The following is a 1,223-nucleotide window of genomic DNA, read 5'->3' as shown; positions in this document are numbered from 1 at the left end:
AGGCAAACGGCTATAGGAGCCAGATTCAGCGTAAAGGCCATCGAAACAAACCGTTGTCCAAGACTCAGCAAGGGCGAAACCACAGGATTGCAAAGACTAGGGCACGGGTTGAACATGCATTTGCGGCGATGGAACAAATGGGTAGAAAACTGATCCGCACCATTGGACAGGTGCGCGCTAATTTTGCCATGACGATGATGGCAGCATGTTACAACCTAAAGCGGTTGGCGTACTTCCAGAGCGCGTGCATCGTGGCTTTCTGACGCCCAGAATGGGTCAAATGGCCCTAGCCAGGGCAATGTGCGATAGAATCAGTAACGTGATAATCAAAAAAAATCTAATTATTTAGAATGAAAGCCAAGGGTTAATTGAAAATCTTGAGTTTTTCGAGGTGCCCCTTTGTAGGTCTGATTGTAGCGGTGTTCTGGTGGTTAGGTAAAAAAGGGGCGCAGCAGCGGAAAAATGAGATTATCGGTGGGCGCTATCTGGCAAATTCGGTAAAAGAGATTAATCAGTTTTTAAAAGCCAAAGGCAAACTCTCATCGCTAAAAATCGGCGATTTACACCTGGTTGAAAACAGCGAACAACAAAATATTGGACTGCATGGCACCGTGGGAACAGGGAAAAGCACCGTCATTAATGACCTGTTAACGCAGGTAAGAAAACAGCGAAAAAGAGCGATTGTCTACGATAAAGGTAATAACTTTATCCCGCTTTTTTATCGGGAAGGGAAAGATATTATCTTAAACCCAATGGATGCACGTTGCCCGAACTGGGATTTATGGCGAGAATGCCAAGACCGCGCGGATTTTGAAACCTTTGCGCTGCCCTTATTCCCCGATGCGAAAAGTGGTGACCCATTCTGGCTGATGTCTGCTCGCCTGTTGTTTGTTGCCACCGCAGAGCATATGCGCTCACATCCTGACCGTTCGATTAAAAAATTATTACAGCGGTTATTGTCCATTTCTCTGGCTGAATTGTATGATTTTGTGCAGGGCACTGATGCGGCTAATCTGGTCGATGGTAGCATTAAACTAGTTGCTGAATAGAGACTTGCATTTTTTGTCACGCTATTGAGAATAAAAAGAGGTTTAACTTAGAGAATAAAGGTTTGAAATGATCAACAAAGAGCGGCTGTTACGAGATAATCGTTTATGTAAAGCAATCATTGGATTATCAGTCGAAGAATTGAAAAATTTAGCCGCTGAATTTTCAGCTTGTTA

General features: G+C 44.0%; 2 protein-coding genes. Both read left to right on the top strand.

Annotation, left to right across the window (positions count from 1 at the left end):
* The coding region (locus CBG25_RS20985; protein WP_290603799.1) for a transposase at positions 1–263 on the top strand (263 nt) is incomplete at its 5' end.
* Positions 264–368: 105 nt separating this feature from the next.
* On the top strand, positions 369–1,049 hold the full coding sequence (locus CBG25_RS20980) for a type IV secretion system DNA-binding domain-containing protein (protein WP_290608996.1): 681 nt from the start codon (positions 369–371) through the stop codon (positions 1,047–1,049).
* Positions 1,050–1,223: the final 174 nt, after the last annotated feature.

It is taken from the genome of Arsenophonus sp. ENCA (genome assembly GCF_002287155.1).
GTDB classification, from domain to species: domain Bacteria; phylum Pseudomonadota; class Gammaproteobacteria; order Enterobacterales; family Enterobacteriaceae; genus Arsenophonus; species Arsenophonus nilaparvatae.
The sequence above is the reverse complement of the archived record's forward strand: the minus strand, read 5'-3'. Positions and strand labels throughout refer to the sequence as shown.